This window comes from Sporobacter termitidis DSM 10068 (genome assembly GCF_900130065.1).
Lineage (GTDB): Bacteria > Bacillota > Clostridia > Oscillospirales > Oscillospiraceae > Sporobacter > Sporobacter termitidis.
Genome location: NZ_FQXV01000004.1, coordinates 132480 through 149261, shown reverse-complemented (window position 1 = coordinate 149261; position 16782 = coordinate 132480). Strand labels below are relative to the sequence as shown.

General features: G+C 57.6%; 16 protein-coding genes. 4 read left to right on the top strand and 12 right to left on the bottom strand.

Going from position 1 to position 16782, the window contains the following annotated elements:
* The first annotated feature begins 12 nt into the window (after positions 1-12).
* Both BUB60_RS07510 and BUB60_RS07505 read left to right on the top strand, forming a co-directional pair.
* Entirely contained in the window at positions 13-1068 is a 1056-nt protein-coding gene (locus BUB60_RS07510; RefSeq protein ID WP_073077314.1) for an ABC transporter substrate-binding protein, read from the top strand.
* Positions 1069-1204: 136 nt separating this feature from the next.
* The gene (locus tag BUB60_RS07505) at positions 1205-1480 is read left to right on the top strand and encodes a GlsB/YeaQ/YmgE family stress response membrane protein (protein WP_479725497.1); all 276 of its coding nucleotides are present in this window, start codon (positions 1205-1207) and stop codon (positions 1478-1480) included.
* Between the two features lie 304 nt (positions 1481-1784).
* Here the strand turns inward: BUB60_RS07505 and BUB60_RS07500 are convergent, their stop codons facing one another.
* The 6 genes from BUB60_RS07500 to BUB60_RS07475 form a co-directional block, all read right to left on the bottom strand.
* On the bottom strand, positions 1785-2519 hold the full coding sequence (locus BUB60_RS07500) for a YebC/PmpR family DNA-binding transcriptional regulator (protein ID WP_073077312.1): 735 nt from the start codon (positions 2517-2519) through the stop codon (positions 1785-1787).
* A gap of 370 nt (positions 2520-2889) precedes the next feature.
* Positions 2890-4821 (bottom strand): heavy metal translocating P-type ATPase, encoded by a 1932-nt coding sequence (locus BUB60_RS07495; protein ID WP_084726333.1) that lies wholly within the window; start codon positions 4819-4821, stop codon positions 2890-2892.
* Positions 4822-5211: 390 nt separating this feature from the next.
* Complete coding sequence (locus tag BUB60_RS07490) at positions 5212-5661, bottom strand: CD1247 N-terminal domain-containing protein (protein ID WP_073077311.1); 450 nt, start codon at positions 5659-5661, stop codon at positions 5212-5214.
* 58 nt (positions 5662-5719) lie between these two features.
* Positions 5720-6283: an elongation factor P gene (gene efp / locus BUB60_RS07485; RefSeq protein WP_073077309.1), complete on the bottom strand. Its 564-nt coding sequence runs from the start codon at positions 6281-6283 to the stop codon at positions 5720-5722.
* Between the two features lie 72 nt (positions 6284-6355).
* Entirely contained in the window at positions 6356-7420 is a 1065-nt protein-coding gene (locus BUB60_RS07480; protein ID WP_073077307.1) for a M24 family metallopeptidase, read from the bottom strand.
* A 174-nt stretch (positions 7421-7594) separates the two neighbouring features.
* Entirely contained in the window at positions 7595-8092 is a 498-nt protein-coding gene (locus BUB60_RS07475) for a YqeG family HAD IIIA-type phosphatase (protein ID WP_073077305.1), read from the bottom strand.
* Between the two features lie 145 nt (positions 8093-8237).
* On the opposite strand from BUB60_RS07475, the gene BUB60_RS07470 reads away from it, so the two are divergent.
* The gene (locus tag BUB60_RS07470; protein WP_073077303.1) at positions 8238-9011 is read left to right on the top strand and encodes a glycoside hydrolase family 18 protein; all 774 of its coding nucleotides are present in this window, start codon (positions 8238-8240) and stop codon (positions 9009-9011) included.
* A gap of 108 nt (positions 9012-9119) precedes the next feature.
* Here BUB60_RS07470 and BUB60_RS07465 read toward each other — a convergent pair whose 3' ends face one another.
* The 3 genes from BUB60_RS07465 to glyA form a co-directional block, all read right to left on the bottom strand.
* A complete protein-coding gene (locus tag BUB60_RS07465; RefSeq protein WP_073077301.1) occupies positions 9120-9332 on the bottom strand; it encodes a DUF951 domain-containing protein in 213 nt (70 codons plus the stop codon).
* A gap of 39 nt (positions 9333-9371) precedes the next feature.
* Complete coding sequence (locus tag BUB60_RS07460; RefSeq protein ID WP_200796611.1) at positions 9372-10646, bottom strand: replication-associated recombination protein A; 1275 nt, start codon at positions 10644-10646, stop codon at positions 9372-9374.
* 357 nt (positions 10647-11003) lie between these two features.
* Positions 11004-12236 (bottom strand): serine hydroxymethyltransferase, encoded by a 1233-nt coding sequence (gene glyA, locus BUB60_RS07455; RefSeq protein ID WP_200796616.1) that lies wholly within the window; start codon positions 12234-12236, stop codon positions 11004-11006.
* Positions 12237-12399: 163 nt separating this feature from the next.
* On the opposite strand from glyA, the gene nth reads away from it, so the two are divergent.
* Complete coding sequence (gene nth / locus BUB60_RS07450; protein WP_073077295.1) at positions 12400-13032, top strand: endonuclease III; 633 nt, start codon at positions 12400-12402, stop codon at positions 13030-13032.
* Positions 13033-13156: 124 nt separating this feature from the next.
* On the opposite strand, the gene BUB60_RS07445 is transcribed toward nth, so the two are convergent.
* The 3 genes from BUB60_RS07445 to BUB60_RS07435 all read right to left on the bottom strand — a co-directional run bounded on the left by BUB60_RS07445 (position 13157) and on the right by BUB60_RS07435 (position 16661).
* Complete coding sequence (locus BUB60_RS07445; RefSeq protein WP_073077293.1) at positions 13157-13816, bottom strand: DUF4397 domain-containing protein; 660 nt, start codon at positions 13814-13816, stop codon at positions 13157-13159.
* Between the two features lie 147 nt (positions 13817-13963).
* Positions 13964-14449 (bottom strand): MarR family transcriptional regulator, encoded by a 486-nt coding sequence (locus BUB60_RS07440; protein ID WP_073077291.1) that lies wholly within the window; start codon positions 14447-14449, stop codon positions 13964-13966.
* A 448-nt stretch (positions 14450-14897) separates the two neighbouring features.
* Positions 14898-16661, bottom strand: a complete 1764-nt coding sequence (locus BUB60_RS07435; RefSeq protein WP_073077290.1) for an Rqc2 family fibronectin-binding protein — start codon at positions 16659-16661, stop codon at positions 14898-14900.
* Positions 16662-16782 lie beyond the last annotated feature (121 nt).

The window sequence follows — 16782 nt, the reverse complement described above, 5'->3', positions numbered from 1 at the left end:
GGGGTATCGTCCATGAAAAAAGCTTTTTCCTTTGCCGTCGCCGCCGTCATGCTTGCGGCGCTTCTGGCCGGCTGCGCCGCCGGGGGCGGAAAAACATCGTCCGGCGAGGTCAACGTCTACAACTGGGGCGAGTATATCGACGAGAGCATTTTTGCCGATTTTGAAAAACAGACCGGTATCAAGGTCAATTACACCACATTCTCCGATAACGAATCCATGTACGCCGTTTTAAAGACGGGCGGCTCCAGCTACGACGTCATCATTCCGTCGGACTACATGATCTCCCGCCTCATCGCGGAAAACATGCTCGAGAAGCTGGACTTCTCAAATATCCCGAACTACAGCCAGATCGACGACAAATACAAGAAGCTGGACTATGACCCCACGGGCGAATACTCGGCGGCCTATATGACGGGCATCGTCGGCCTCATCTACAATACAAAGATGATCCCCGACGATATCACCAGCTGGAGCGGGCTGTTCGACAGCAAATACGCGGGCAAGATTCTCATGTTCGACAACTCGCGCGACGCCCTGGCCATCGCCCTGTTGCGCCTCGGCTACGCCGTCAACACGACGAACGCCGACGAGCTGAACGCGGCCTACGATCTGCTGCGCCAGCAGAAGCCGCTGGTACAGGCCTACGTGATGGACCAGATCTTTGACAAGCTGGAGAGCGGCGAGGCCGCCATCGCGCCCTATTACGCCGGCGACTACGTGACCATGAAGGAGTCGAATCCCGATCTGAAATTCGTTGCGCCGAGCGAGGGTACCAACCAGTTTGTGGACGCCATGTGCGTTCCCAAGGGCGCGGCCAACAAAAAGAACGCCGAGCTGTTCATCAACTTCATGTGCTCTAAGGACGTCAGCCTGAAAAACATGGAGTATACCAGCTACACCTCGCCGAATAAGGATGCGGCCGACGAGTACGCCAAAACGCTGGACGCCGAGACCGCAGCCGTCATGTTCCCCTCCGACGATATCCTGAGCCGCTGCCAGATTTACGTCAATCTGCCGCAGGATACGCTCAGGCAGTACGACGACCTTTGGGTCAAATTAAAATCATAGTTTTTTTATAAAACAAATTCCTTTTGTTCCGCAGGGGCGCATAATTTGTCAAACCGGATACCGCACGGCGATGCATTGATACTTTTTTTATTGCAATACTAGAATAGGAGAAATCCTTCACTAAGAATGTCAGGATGTGAACACATTGAGCATATTAGGCTGGGTCATTCTAGGCGGTATCGCCGGCTGGATCGCGAGTATCATCATGCGTCGGGATAAACGGATGGGTGTTTTCGCCAATATCCTTGTCGGCATCGTCGGCGCATTCATCGGCGGATTTCTGTTTCATCTCTTCGGCGGCACCGGCATCACCGGCTTCAATTTCTGGAGTCTCGTCGTGGCCACCGTCGGCGCCGTCATCCTGCTCTGGATCGTCAATCTCGCCAGCGGGAGCCGGTCCAGGTCAACCTGAACCATCGCCCAAAACATCGCCAAAGCAAAAAAGGACGGAAAACCGTCCTTTTTTTGCTTGTCAAAAAGCCCGCTTACAGAGGGCGAAGCCTCGCAGAGTTTGCCGCCGGGGCGGCAAATAAATCTGTAATTTGTCACGCAGGAGGACATGCGCCTCCGGAGTGACACTTCTCATGCGGGGCGCGGCTGAGCGCGCCGCATGCATCCCCTTGTCGGATAAAGCCCAACGGGCTTTATCGACAGACTGAAATCCCCCGCGGTATGCAATCAAGACATACCGCGGGGGATTTGCAAGCTTTCGGCTTTTATTCCTCGTCCCAGTTGTGCCAGACGTTTTGGACGTCGTCGTTGTCTTCCAGGAGCTCGATCATGCGCTCGAAGTTTTTGACGTCGTCGGGGTCTGTGAGCTTCACATAATTCTGCGGCACCATTTCGACCTGAGCCGAGAGGAATTTATATTTTTTATTTTCCAGCGCCGCGGCGACGCTGCTGAAATTATCGACAGAGGTATAGACCTCAAAGGCTTCTTCGTCGGTAACGATATCGTCGGCCCCCGCGTCCAGCGCGTCGGACAGGACAGTGTCCTCGTCGTAGTCACCGTCCTCGTTGTCGATGACGATGACGCCCTTGCGGTCGAAGGACCAGGCCACGCAGCCCGTGGCGCCCAGGTTGCCGCCGTATTTGTCAAAATGGTGGCGAACCTCCGAGGCCGTCCTGTTGCGGTTGTCGGTCATCGCTTCCACGATGACGGCGACGCCAGCCGGACCGTAGCCCTCGTAGGTGACGCTTTCGTAACTGTCGCCGCTGCCGCTGCCCAGCGCCTTGTCGATGGTGCGCTTAATGTTATCGTTCGGCATATTCGCCGCTTTCGCTTTGGCGATGACGGTGGCCAAGCGCGCGTTATAAGAGGGATCGCCGCTGCCGCCTTCTTTCACCGCGACGATCATTTCGCGGGCTATTTTCGTATAGGCCTGCGCCCTTTTGGCGTCGGCCGCGCCTTTTGTTTTTTGTATATTGTGCCATTTTGAATGCCCCGACATTGTAACCTCTCCTTGTTGTAACCAGATAACGCCTGTGCTTTGGGCCTCAGAGATTTTAACATATTTTCACGTGCGTGGCAAGCCTTTGCGCCGCCAAAATTAAGAGGCCGGGCCGCATCTTCCATTTTCTTCTTCCGGAGGTATAAAACGGATTTTGCCTGTGCAGAATACAAGTAATTTCGGAAAAAGGAGGTGTGTGTTTATGCCCAGCAAGGGCAAAAACCAGCAGTCAGACACAGGCAGTCAGCAGAACAGGAACTTAAACACGAATCAGAGCCAGAACGTCAGCCAGCCGCAGAAGAAGACGACAAGCGCAAAGTAAAAATATACGTATTGAGGCGGTCACAAGGCCGCCTCAATTATTTTTGACTCAGACGCCGTCTTCCTCCTCCGGACCGTTTATGAACGCCCTCCGGCCGAGCCCGAAGGCGCGCATGGCGTTCAGAACGGCGAGCACGGACACAACGGCGTCCGCCAAAACGGCGACCCATGCCGTGGCGAGGCCCAGCGCCACCAGCAGGAGAACCAGCCCTTTGAGCACCAGCGACACGGTGATGTTCTGCCCGACGATTTTATCGGTAGTCCGGGCAAGCTTGATCGCCTCGGTGATTTTGCTGGGTTCGTCGGTCATGATGACCATACCGGCAGCGTCGGCGGCCTCATCGGACCCCAGTCCGCCGATGGCGGCGCCCACGTCGGCCAGGCGCAGGACGGGTACGTCGCTGGCTCCGTCGCCGATGAAAATCAGCTTGTCGCCCGGGAGCTGCATCTCGTTGAGCCCCCGGAGCCTTTTGAGCTTGTCCTCCACCTGATATTCCGCGTAAAATTCAAGTATGCCGAGCTGGCTGGCGATCTCCCCGGCCGCGCTCTTTTTATCTCCCGTGAACATGGCGATCCTGTCGATGCCGATGTTGTGCAGATCCCTGACGGTCCTTTTCGCGTCCGGTCGGATGGTGTCCCGGAGGAGGATGCGGCCGGCATATTTGCCGCTCACCGCGATGTAGACGACGCTGGCGTCGTTTTCCGCGATATCGGGCGTGATGCCAAGCTCCTCCATCATGAGCGCGTTCCCGGCTGTGACGGTCATGCCGCTGATATCGACCTCGGTGCCCTTGCCGCTGATCTCGCGGTAATTGGAAATTCTGTCATAGTCGGGCGTAAATCCTGCCTCGGCGATGATCGCGCGGGCCATCGGGTGTCTGGAATACGCCTCGGCGTAAGCGCCCAGCATCAAAAGCTGGTCCGCGGGAATATTATACGACTGGATATCGGCCACCTGATAGCTGCCCGTCGTCAGCGTCCCCGTTTTGTCAAACACGACGGACGTGGCGTGGGCGGCGGCGTCAACGATGCTGGCGCCCTTGAAGAGGATGCCTTTTTTAGCGGCGCCGCCGATGCCGGCAAAGTACGTCAGCGTAATGGAAATCACCAGCGCGCTGGCGCCGGATACGGCCAGGAACCCGAACGCCCTACTCAGCCACGGCCTGAAGTCGAAGCCGCCGAACAGCGGGACAAGGACGCCGACAACGAGCGTGGCGGCGATAACCGTCGGGGTAAAGATGCCCGCGAAACGCGCGATCTTCTTTTCCGGCCGCGCCTTTTTGCTCTCGTCCTTTTCCACAAACTTCAAAAGGCGCGACACTGTGGTGCCGTCGAACTCACACGTAGCGCGGATGTCCAGCGTACCGGTCAGGTTCAGGCAGCCCGACAGGACCTCGCTGCCCTCCCGTACCGTCCGGCGGACGGACGAGCCGGTCAGCGCGGAAGCGTCCACCTCCGACACGCCGCTGACGACGACGCCGTCCAGGGCGAAGCGTTCGCCAGGGGCCACGGAGATCACGTCGCCTTCCCTGATCTTGCCGGCCGCCTTGCGGACAATGGCGCCGCTGACGACGGCGTTGACCTCGTCGGGCCGCAGATCCACAAATCCCTCAATAGAGCTCTTCAGCCTTTTGGCGGCCTTATCGCGCACAACCTCGCCGACCCGGAACAGCAGCATCACAGCCGCGCCCTCGGCCTCCCTGCCGATCAGAAATACGCCGATGGCCGCGATGACGACCAGAAAGCTCTCGTCGAAATCGTGTTCCCTGACGATCTTTACCACCGTGTCGACCGCGACGTCATAACCGGCCAGGACGACAGAGGACGCAAAGATAAATATTTTCAGCCATGCCGCCACATGGACGAAAAGCCCGACCGCCAGCAGGACGGCCGATACGGCAAGGCACATGAGCAGCAGAAAATCCGGCGGCAGCGCCGGACGCGGCTTTTTAAGCTGATCCCTGTCATTTTCCATCGACATCACCTATTTCCTGCGCGAATGTTCAAGCGCGTTCTTCATCAGCGCGCCGATATTGCCGGCAGCGCGCGGTAAATGCCCGCCTTGCCCTCGCGCCCGCTGCCGACGTGCGCCTGCTTCAGGCCCCTGAACCGATGCGCGCAATTGCTGAATTCACCATAAGGAGCGGCGCTGCGATACCAAAAGCGCACAGCTCTAATTTTACTTTTATGTAAACAAATGTTCAATCGTAGCCCTACCATACTCCAGAAAAGTCCCGTTTGTCAACACATTTTAACATTTTGCGCGCTGTCGGCGCCGCTGCGTCAGGCCGCCGCGCCGCCCGGGCATCCTGCAAAAAAGCGCCTCCGGGAAAGCCCGGAGGCGCTCAGTCTCAATGACAGCTCAAGGGTTTCAGTCGGATTCCCCTTCGCCGTTCTCGTCATCCTCGTCGAATTCAAACTCCAGCTTATCGCCGCACTTGGGGCAAGTGATCGAGCCGTTTTCAAGGTCGGACTCCTCGATGACGATATCCTCGCCGCAGGACGGACACGTCACCTCATAGGCGCAGTCCTCCTCGCCGCAGCAGCAGTCGTCGTCACAGCACCCGTCATCGTCGTCGTCCAGGTCGTCGTCATCGCCGTCGCCGAAGATGACTTCCTCCACGTCGGACAGATCGTCGGACAGGGCGTCCAGCTCGTCGCCGATATCAAGCGCGTTTTCGTTGAGCTCTTCAAGCTCCAGAGAAATATCTTCCAGAGTATCAATGATCACCGAAATGAGTTTCCCCTCTTTTGTCTCTGTGTCAAGTCCGAGTCCCTCAGCCAGTCCTTTAAGATATGCTACTTTTTCCGATACTGTCATAATGACGCCTCCTTCAGATATTTAAGCCAGTTTCGTATACTAAAGCCATCGTATGGCATCAGCCCTTCGCGCGTTCCAGATATTCACCGGTTCTGGTGTCTATCCGGATTTTCTCCCCTTCGCTGATAAACAAAGGCACCTTGACCTCCGCGCCGGTTTCAACAGTCGCCGGCTTTGTCACGTTTGTCGCCGTATCGCCCTTAAAGCCGGGGTCCGTCTGCGTAATGACGAGCTCGACAAAGTTGGGCGGCTCGACGTTGTAAACCTTTCCCTTATAGGAATAGATTGTGCACGGCATATTTTCCTTGACGAATTTAAAGTTGTCTCCCAGGAGGCTCCCGTCGATGGGCTCCAGCTCAAACGTCTCCATATCCATAAAATAGTAGAGATTTCCGTCGTTATAGCTGTATTCCATGTCGCGGCGCTCAACGAAGGCGTTTTCAAATTTATCCGTGGGGTTGAACGAGGTTTCAACCACGGCGCCCGTGATGACATTTTTTATTTTGGTGCGGACAAAAGCCGCGCCTTTGCCGGGCTTTACATGCTGGAATTCAACAACCTGCATGACCTTCCCGTCCATCTCAAATGTCACGCCGTTTCTGAAATCACTTGCAGAAATCATTTTTTATCCTCCTGTATATTGTCTTCTCTCTTACTGATTTTATCCTATATGTTCAGCGTTTGCAAGGACAATTTATACAACCAGAAGTGCCTTCGGCAGATTCGTAATGTTTTCGCACCCGTCCTTTGTGACGTAAACGACATCCTCGATACGCACGCCGTATTTGCCCGGAATATAGATGCCGGGTTCCGCCGAAATGACGGCGCCTTCGGGGATCTCCTTATCGTAAGAGGGCCCGGCGCTGGGCGTCTCATGCACCTCAAGCCCCAGCCCGTGGCCGAAGCCGTGGCCGAAAAACTTCCCATAGCCCGCCTCATCGATCACGCGGCGGGCCGCGCCGTCGATTGCGCTGCCCTTTACCCCCGCCCTTGCCGCCGCGATGCCCGCAAGCTGCGCGTTCAGGACGGTATGGTATATCTGGTCCATTTCCTCATCCGGCTTGCCGACGCAGAGCGTCCGGGTCGTATCGGAGCACCAGCCGTTTTTCCTGGCGCCGAAATCGATCGTCAGAAAGCCCTTTTGGATGCGGGCGTCCGTCGGGACGCCGTGGGGCATGCTGGAGCGCTCGCCCGAGACGACGATGGGGTCGAAGGACTTGTCGTCCGCGCCGTTTTTCATCATTTTGTAAACAAGCTCGGCCGCCAGCTCCCTCTCCGTGATCTTTTCCGAAACCAGCGGCAGGAGCTCCCCGAACGCCTTTTCCGCAATCCTCTGCACCAGGATCAGGCCGTCCAGGTCCTCGCGGCTTTTGACGGCGCGCAGTCCCGACAGGACCTGCTGCGCGGGCCGGAGCTTTGCCGTCAGCTTCCCGGTCCATTCCATATACTCGGCATACGTGAGGCGCTCGTCCTCAAAGCCGAGCGTTTTGATCCCGGCGTCGCCGATAATCTTATTGATCCTCTTGCTGTAAGGCTCTTCCCTGTCGGCAATCAGCACCTCGGCGCCGTCAATCGCATTCGCGGCCGCCTCGATATAGCGCGAGTCCGTGAAAAACCAGGCGTTGTCGGCGGTGACGACGACGACGCCGGCCGAGGAGTGAAACCCCGTGGCGTACTGTCTGTTCGATTCGCTGGTGATCATCACGGCGTCGATGCCGCCGGTTTTGACGGCCGCTTTTATTTTCTCCAGATTGTTCATTTTATCTCTCTTCCCTTCGGGCTTGTTTTTTGTTCCCGCCCGCCCACCCAGCAAAGGTATGGGGCCGCGCCCCGGTACGGCCGCCGGCCGTCCCCACGGCGTGTCCGGTGGCTTAAGGGCACCATATATCTAACAGATATATATCTATTAGATATATTAATATGCTTTACGCGCCTACAACTTATTCGGGCACATCGCGCGGAAGGGGGCTTCCAGCCAGTAGCGCAGGTTGAGCATGGGGTTTCTGATTTTAATGGGCTCCACGATGATCGACAGCAGGCCGGCGCAGTTGGCCGCCAGGATATCGGTATACACCTGGTCGCCGGCGAGCGCTGTTTCTCCGGGCTTTTTGCCCAGCTGCTCCAGCGCTCTGCTGATGCCGGAGACGAAGGGCTTATGCGCTTTCATAATATAATTCATTTTAAAGGCGGAGGCCAGGCTCTCGACGCGGTTTGAGCCTCTGTTGTTCGTGATGATAAACAGCTCTATGCCGTTTCTTTTCATGTTTTTCGCCCAGGCGGCGATGTCCTCGGGCGGAACGACGGTGCCGTACGGGGCGATTGTATTATCCAGATCAAGCAGCAGCAGGGCCACACCCCGGCTTAACAGAAATTCGGGCGTTACTTCGCAGATGCTGCGGAAAGAATAATCCGGTATCAGAGAAAAGCTCATATCAGGCACCTTAAAATCATATTTTATTATATCGGTTATCCTTAACAAATCACCGCGGGCGGAGACTCTGATTTTAAGCAGTCAAGGGACATGTTCCGCTGAAAGCGGACGTATGATTTTACCATGTGTCGGGAGGAATGTACAATTGGAGAATACCACAAATCTTATTGTCGCCGCGCCCCGGGAATACATCGCCGCAGCCGCCCGGACCGGGCTGCCGGTCGCTCATATCATTTACAGGATCGGCCGCGGGTATCACCTCTACCGTGCGCAGGGCACCGAATTTGTCAGAGGCGGGCTGATGGTCGTCGACACGGACGGTTTTACAGGCGGCGGACCGGCGGCGGCCTTTGTGGCGGAGCTCCTCCACGAATGTGAAAAAAGCGGCTTCACCGGCATCGTCCTGGACACCGGCGGCCGGTCGTCAGCACAGCTCACATCCCTGACGGCCCATCTGGCGTCGGACGCCAAAGCCCGGGGCCTGAAGGTGTACGTCCCCGAGGCGCTGGCATCGGCGAGCGAGCATGTCATCGCCCTGGTGCCGTCGGCACTGTCGGGCGGCACGCTCAGCGACCACATCGGCGAGGCGCTGAAAAAATACGACGGGCGGGTCGCCCTGGAGATCGAACGGGTCCGCATGGATTTCTCCCTGCCGGCCGTCACCGGCGCCGGCCGTGAGCTGACGGCGGAAGAGCTTCAGGCGCTCATAGAGCAGCAGCACGCCCAGTCTTTCCTCTCAAAGGACCTCTGCGCCTACTACTTTACATACCACGACAAGAAAGGCACGCGCTTTGTCCTGTACGACAACGCCGCCAGCATCCGGCGCAAGCTCACCGTCGCTTCCAGGCTGGGCATTGAGAACGCTTTTATATTCTACCCGCAAGTGGAAGATATCATTGACAAAATTATCGCGCCGTAGCATGAGAGAAAAGCGCGGAGAGACACGGCGCTTTCGCCCGGAATGACAGGATGGTCCCCGCAGGGGCGAACTGTGTTCGCCTCAACTTGTCTAATAAAGCCTTCGGGCTTATCGGCAGTCCGGGGCTCCCTCGTCAGAGGGGGCCTTTCTTTCCAGCTTCTTTATATGCTTTTCAATGCTGCTTCTCGGGCTCATGATCTCATGGCCGCAGCCGGTGCACCGGAGCTTGAAGTCAGCCCCGGTCCGAAGCACCTGCCATGTAAAAGCGCCGCACGGGTGCTTTTTTTTCATGGTGAGAATATCCCCAACCCGCACGTCCATCTGTATCACCTTTCACGCGGTATTCGCCGTATTATATGTTTACGCTTCCTGCCCGCCGTTTTTGATCAGATCCCAGTATTTTTTCGCGGCCTGCTCGGTCTTGTTGTCGCCGTACTCGTAATACCTGGCGTTTTTGATCTCGTTCGGGAGATACTGCTGCTTCACCCAGTGACCGGGGTAGTCGTGCGGATACTTATAATTCTGCCCGCGCTCCTGCCCCGCCGAGTCGGCGTGGACGTTCTGCAGCTCCCTCGGCACGTCGCCGCTCCGCCCCTTTCGGATATCCTCCATGGCGGCGTCGATGGCAAGACAGGCCGCGTTTGACTTGGGCGCGGTGGCCAGCAGGACGGCAGCCTCGGCCAGCGGGATACGCGCCTCGGGCAGACCCAGCTGGAGCGCCGCGTCGACGCAAGCCTTGACGACGGCCACCGCCTGGGGGTACGCCAGGCCGATGTCCTCGGCGGCAATGACGAGAAGGCGCCGGCACGGGGAAATCAGATCCCCGGCTTCCAGGAGGCGCGCCAGGTAGTGCAACGCCGCGTCCGGGTCGGAGCCGCGGATGGATTTCTGCAGCGCGGAGATGATGTCGTAGTGGCTGTCGCCCTCTCTGTCGTAGCGCATGGCGCTGCGCTGGGAGAGCGCTTTGGCGTCCTCCAGCCGGATACGGATGGCGTCCGCCGTCCTCTCCGAGGACGAGAACAGAAGCTCCACGGAGTTGACCGCCTTGCGGACGTCGCCGCCGCAGGCGCTGGCGATGTGCTCGGCCACGCCCTCCTCCAGCTCGGCGGGCAGGCCCTCCCGTTCCTCCATGAGCCGCACAGCCCGCAGCACGGCGGGCAGGACGCTCCGGGCCGTGAGCGCCTTGAACTCAAAGACGGTGCTGCGGCTCAATATGGCGTTGTACACGTAGAAATACGGATTTTCCGTGGTGGAGGCAATGAGCGTAATTTTTCCGTTTTCGATGAACTCCAGCAGCGACTGCTGCTGCTTCTTATTGAAGTACTGGATCTCATCGAGGTATAGCAGCACGCCGTTGGGCGTCATGAGGGTGTCCAGCTCCGCGATAATGTTCTTGATATCGGCGGTGCCGGCCGTCGTGGCGTTGAGCTTATGGAGGGCACGGCCGGATTTGAGCGCGATGATATTGGCCACCGTCGTCTTGCCGGAACCCGACGGGCCGTAAAAAATCATATTCGGTATCGTGCCGCTGTCAATAATACGCCGCAGCAGCCCGTTTTTGCCCAGGATATGCTCCTGGCCCACGACCTCGTCCAGCGACGTCGGGCGAATCTCATCCGCAAGGGGACGGTACATGATATCATCGCCTTTCCTTGTACAAATCTACCCGAAATCTGCCAAAATATCAATACCCCACCCGCCCGCCCAAAAAAAGGTATAAGGGGCTGCGCCCCCTATGATCCCGCTAATGGGGCTTCGCCCCATACCCCACGACTTTACGGCCTCGCTATTATACGCCCGGCAGTTTCACCGTTCGAGCTGCTCCGTCATCAGTCCCCAGCGGAAACCGAATTTATTGTGCAGGAACTGTATGTCGTACTGTGCGGCGGGTAGATGCCTATACCTTCCTCGATAAGAACGTCATACGCTTTCCTGACCTCGTTCGAAACACAGCGGGCGGGATCGCTCCCACCCGCTGTTATCATGATTCAATTATTCGTACAGCGGATGCTTGGCGGTGAGCTTGTTCACTTCGCTGCGGATGTAGTCCGCCTTGTTCTGGTAATCGGACGCCGTCAGGTAGATGAGCTCGGCGACCTTGACCATGTCCTCCTCCTTAAAGCCTCGGGACGTCACGGCCGGAGTGCCGAGGCGGATGCCGCTGGTCAGGGAGGCGTTCTGCGGGTCGTTGGGGATCTTGTTCTTGTTGGCGGTGATGTAGACGGTGTCCAGGAGCTTTTCCATGTCGCGGCCCGTGGTGTTGAACTTGCGCAGGTCCACGAGCATCAGGTGGTTGTCCGTGCCGCCGGAGACCAGGTTGAAGCCATGTTTCAAAAGCTCCGCGGCCAGCGTTTTGGCGTTTTTGCGGATCTGCTGCTGATACGTTTTGAATTCGGGCCTGAGCGCCTCGCCCAGCGCCACGGCCTTGGCGGCGACGATGTGCATCAGCGGGCCGCCCTGCGCGCCGGGAAACACGGCGCTGTTGATCTTTTTCGCAATCGCCTCGTCGTTCGTCAGGAGCAGGCCGCCTCTGGGACCGCGCAGTGTTTTATGGGTCGTGGAGGTGACGATGTCGGCGTACGGGACGGGCGACGGGTGCTCGCCCGCGGCCACGAGCCCGGCGATATGAGCAATATCGACCATCAGATACGCGCCGACCTCCTTCGCAATCTCGGAAAAAGTCTTGAAGTCGATGATGCGGGGATAGGCCGACGCGCCGGCGATAATCATCCGGGGCCGGTGCTTTTTGGCCAGGTCCCGCAGCTGGTCGTAATCGATGACGTTGGTATCCGTCGTGACGCCGTAGGAGACGATATTGTAATATTTACCGGAGAAATTGGCCGGGCTGCCGTGTGAGAGATGCCCGCCGTGGTCAAGATTCATGCCCAGGACCGTGTCGCCGGGCTTCACCAGCGTCATATAGGCCGCGTAGTTGGCGGACACCCCGGAGTGGGGCTGGACGTTGGCGAACCTGGCTCCGAAGAGCTTTTTCGCGCGCTCGATGGCGATGGCTTCGACGACGTCGACCTCCTCGCAGCCGCCGTAATAGCGGTGTCCGGGATACCCCTCGGCATACTTGTTCGTCAGCACGGTACCCGCGGTCAAAAGGACAGCCTCGCTGACGCAGTTTTCGGATGCGATCAGCTCGATATTTCTGCGCTGCCGGGCAAATTCCTTTTCGACAGCCGCGCCGACCTCAGGGTCGTAGCCGGTAATAAACGACATCGTCTCTTTAATCACGTGTTTTCCCCCATTAATCTATTAAAGTGATAAATCGTATTATATCGAAATCTGTCGGCATTTTCAACTGACAAACAGTAAAAAAAGTGGCTTTTCAACATTTACCGTGGTATCATAATGCCTATAGATTCGCTTTTGGAGTATTGATATGCACAGTAAAAAAGAGATCGACGAAATCATCCGCCTTCTCGAAGCCGACTACCCCGACGAGCTCTGCTCGCTGGAATACGTCAAGGATTACGAGCTTTTGTTTGCCACGCGCCTGGCCGCCCAGTGCACCGACGAGCGCGTCAATCAGGTCACGCCCGCCTTCTACGCGGCTTACCCGACGCTTCAGTCCCTGGCTGAGGCGGACGTGGCCGACGTTGAAAAATATATCCATTCCTGCGGTTTTTATCACACCAAGGCCAGGGATATCGTCAGCGCGGCGCAAATGCTGATCTCCGACTTCGGCGGCCGCGTCCCCGGCACGATGGAGGAACTGCTGAAGCTCCCCGGGGTCGGCCGCAAGACGGCGAACATCATCCTCGGCGACGTGTACCGCAAGCCCGCCGTCGTGGTGGACACGCACTGCATCCGGCTGTCGAACCGTATCGGTCTGGTAAATTTCGAGGACCCATACAAGATCGAGCTGGCCCTTCGGGACATCCTGCCGCCGGACAAGTCCAACGACTTTTGCCACAGGCTCGTCCTGCACGGGCGCGCCGTCTGCCCCGCCAGAAAACCGAAATGCGAGATATGCAGCATCCGCGGTTACTGCGATTATGGCAAAACACATTGAATAACGCGCGATAAGTGGATTCCCGCCTTCGCGGGAATGACAAAGAGGAGACCACCGCTCCCAGGTATGTCATTCCCGCGAAGGCGGGAATCTATTTTTGCCGGAGTTATCGAGTCACGACCCGCTAATAGTTCCCGTCGACCGTCGCGATCGTCTCAAGCGGCGGCGTTCCGCCCACGTTGCCCAGGGCGTAGACGGTCGACGTCGTGCCGCGCTCCAGCGTGACCGGCGCGGAGGCGACACCCTGCTGCCTTGATCCGGCGGGCCGCAGCTGAAAGACATAGGTGCCGGGGTCCACCGGGGTGTATTTCGTATGCGTCGTATACGGGACGTTCCGGAAAAGCCGTGTTCCGCCGACAATTGCCACGTCAAGCGGCGGCGAATTCGGGGAGAGGTTGATAAAGCGGACGTATGCCTTGCACCGTTCGCGCAGGCGGCGGCACGGGTCGAAAATCTCCTGGATGCCGAGCAGCCCTGTGCCGCAGCGGCAGTCTCCGAGGAACGCGAAGGTCGTCGCGGTTTTCGCACAGATTTCAAAGCACGCTTCGGCAATGGGGCACTCCCCGTACTTTTTGCCGGAGGGGAAAATTTTTATATGATACGTACACGGCGAAACCGTGAAGTAGCCCGCGGTCTGCTTGTAGGCAAGGTTCATTGCGACCGGATTTCCGTTGACGTACACGTCGACGGGCGGCATGTCAGGAGCGGCGTGGAGAATGCGGGTGTAGGACGGGGGACAGTTTTGGTATGTAGTGGACAATCGGCTGCATTTCAAAGTTTTCATGGTACTGATGCTCCTGTGTTTGGATTCTCAGTACAGTGTATGAAACCGGTCAAGCAGCACGTGACGCCCACCCGGCGCGGTCGTTCTTATAGTAATGGTAAACGTTGCCGACGGCGATATGGGCGTTTGCTTAAACCCGCCTGCCTGTCAGACGATCTCGGAAACGCGGCCGATAAAATCTCCGATCGTTTTCAGTTCCGTTTCAGTATAGCGGTCCAGCACCGAATCGATTTTTTTGTATATCTTCGCATGGAGCTGCTCATGGATGAGATATACTTTTTTCCCAAGGGGCGTCAGGGCATAAAAAATCTCTTTCCTATTCCCTTCCAAACGGTATATTCTGATCAGGCCCTTTTTCAGCAAACGCGCTGTAATTTTTGAAATACCGCCTTTGGTTATATTCATTTTCTGCGATATCCCTATCGCGTTGATCAGCGGATTTCTTTCAATACAGTCGATCACATGGCACTCCGTCAGCGTCATGCCGGGCAGGTCCGGGTACTTTTCGCTTTTCAGAGCTTCCTTCAGGTATTCTTCCTCGTAATCATAGCTTTCCGCGCTGACTTTATTGATGAATTGATCCATTTTCGCAACGAGTGCGCCTTTTATCTGCTGATTTTCTTCAAGCTTCATGATACCTGCTCCACAACTTAGATGTTTATTAGGAAACCATAACAAGTATATCACAATAAATATCGTTGTAAATATGCTGTTATGCATAGTTGACGCAGAAACGATATGGTGCTATCATTATCATAGTTTCCACGTAAACCATAATGCATCGCGAAAGATTGAAAATCATCTTGCCCGCCATGCTTGAAGGAGAAAGCGACAATGATATTTAAACGCCATCCACGCCGGCCGGACCCGCCGGAAGCGGGAACGCCCCGGGATCAGCAGTCCTCGGCGACGGCTTCACCCGCCGGCGCCGATCCCCTGCGCTGCCCTTTTTGTAAAAGGCATTGCCCCGTCACGGCGCCTCGGTGCTCACGGGGAAAAGCGTACGCCAAAAGCCTTGCGGAAAAAGAAAGAAACGGCTGAATCGGAAAATTCCGAAACCCCGCCGTTTCTTTTTATCAGCTTATTTTACCTGAAGCCGCTTGACGAGCTCCTCATCCGGCGACGCGATAATCGTCCTGTAATCAGTGTACGTCACCATGCCGGGGCGGCCGCCCGGGATTTTTTTGACGTATTTGACAAGCGTGCAGTCCACGGGGACCTTACTGCTCTCCCGGGCCTGGGAAAAGAACGCGGCGATGGCGGCCGCCTCCCCCAGCGCCGCCTCGTCGGGCTCCTGGCCGTTGGCGGAGACGATGACATGGGAACCGGGGATTTTCTGGGCGTGCAGCCAGACGTCCGTTTTGTAGGCCAGGCGGTGCGTCAGCGTCTCGTTTTGGATGTTGTTCCTGCCGGCGCGGATCGTGAGGCCTGATGTGGAGGCGAAGCGCATCGGCACGGCCTCCGGCGTTTTATCCTTTTTGCCTGTCTTTTGGACCCTGACGTACCCTGTCTGGGCGAGCTCCTGGCGAATTTCGGCGAGATCGCGTTCGCTTTCGGCTCGGCCGATCTCCTCAAGGACGCTCTTTAAGTATTCCAGTTCCTTTTCGCCCAGCGCGATCTGCTCCGTCAAAATCGTCTCGGCGTTCCGGGCTTTTGTATAGTCCTTGTAGTACTTGGCGGCGTTCTGCTGGGGCGTTTTCAGCGGGTCGAGGCGGATGTCGATCTCGTGTCCGTCGTCGGCATAAAAGTCCGTCGTCCTGAAAACGGCCATACCCTTTTTGAGGAGGTGCAGCTGCGCCGTGAGGATGTCGCCCAGCTCGCGGAGCCGTTCCCGGCCGGCGGTCTGCCGGAGCTCCTCCCTCTGGCTTATAAGCTTGCGCTGGACGCGGTCGCAGGCGTTTTTGATGGATTTCGTCAGCGATTGGGAGCGCTGGCGCATGCGCTCCATGGTAAACCGGCGCGTGTAAAACGCGTCGAGGAGCGCGGAAAAGGATTCGGCGGTTTCCTGCCGGAGGGCCGCGCCGTACTGGGAGATCGCCGTGTACGAAAAATCGGATGGTTTGCCCTCGCCGTCCAGCAGCATCACCGGCGCGAACCGGCCGGCCAGGACATCGTCCGTCAATACAAGGAACGCGCGGCGGAGCGCGGCGCCGTCAGCGGCCCGGAGCGCGGCGACACGCCTGTCCGTCTCCCCGCAGGCCCTGAAGACGAGCTCCCGGCAGATAAGCGGCGACAGGCCCGTGAAGCTGTCCACCAGCCATTTGTCGGCCGCCCTGTCTCCCGGCGCCGAAGCAAGCAATGTATCAAACGACTCCGGCGTCACCGCCAGGGGGTCGCTCTTGTCCTGAATGGGCGGCAGGCGGTAATAAAGGCCGGGCAGGACCTGCCGCTTTTCGGACATGGTGGCATCCACGCGGCGGAGGCAGTCGATAATGAGCATGTCCCGATCGGTGAGAATGATGTTGGAGTACCGCCCCATAAGCTCCAGGATCAGATGCTTTTCGCAGGGCTCTCCCAGTGCGTCGACGCAGTCGAGGGCGATATCGGCCGATCTTTCAAGCGGAGGCTGGGTGATCGACTTGATCTTCGCCCCCGTTAAATGCTTGCGCAGCAGCATACAGAACATCGGCGGACTCATCGGGTTTTCAAACGACGCGGCCGTGAGATGCAGCCGCGCGTCGCCTGTCCCCGCGGAGATGAGCAGCCGCGGCGATGCGCCGTAGCCCCGGAGCGCCAGAACGATCTGGTCCTGCTCCGGCTGCTGTATTTTATCGATTTTCATTCCCCGGAGCCTCTCGTCCAGCTCGTTACGGAGCGCCGTGAGGAATATGGCGTCAAGCGGCATTGCGGTGTCCTTTCTTTAATAAAGCCTGCACCTGATGAGGGGCCTTGCGGTGCGAAGCGGGAAGGGGCCGCCGAGGACGGCGGCCCCTACGATTTGTGTTTGCCTTCCACCGTCTCTTCGA